This window comes from Streptomyces sp. SID13726, assembly GCF_010548375.1.
Taxonomy (GTDB): Bacteria; Actinomycetota; Actinomycetes; order Streptomycetales; family Streptomycetaceae; genus Streptomyces.
In genome coordinates, this window is record NZ_JAAGLY010000807.1 from 1 (window position 1) to 392 (window position 392).

The window sequence follows — 392 nt, forward strand, 5'->3', positions numbered from 1 at the left end:
GCGCGAGATCGGCATGGTCTTCCAGCGCTTCAACCTCTTCCCGCACATGACGGCCATAGAGAACGTCATGGAAGCCCCCGTCATGGTCAAGGGCGAGAGCAAGGCCGTGGCGCGCGAGCGCGCGGTGCGCCTCCTCGACCGCGTGGGCCTGGGCGACAAGGGCGGGAACTACCCCACCCAGCTCTCCGGCGGGCAGCAGCAGCGCGTGGCGATCGCCCGCGCGCTGGCCATGGAGCCGAAGCTGATGCTCTTCGACGAGCCCACCTCGGCGCTCGACCCGGAGCTCGTCGGCGACGTCCTCGACGTCATGCGGGACCTGGCCGAATCGGGCATGACCATGATCGTGGTGACCCACGAGATGGGCTTCGCCCGCGAGGTCGGCGACAACCTCG

1 protein-coding gene is annotated in these 392 nt (G+C 69.1%); it reads left to right on the forward strand.

Annotation, left to right across the window (positions count from 1 at the left end; translation table 11 throughout):
- Positions 1–392, forward strand: a 392-nt coding sequence (locus G3I78_RS50415) for an ATP-binding cassette domain-containing protein (protein ID WP_164437384.1), incomplete at both ends; no start/stop codon positions are given.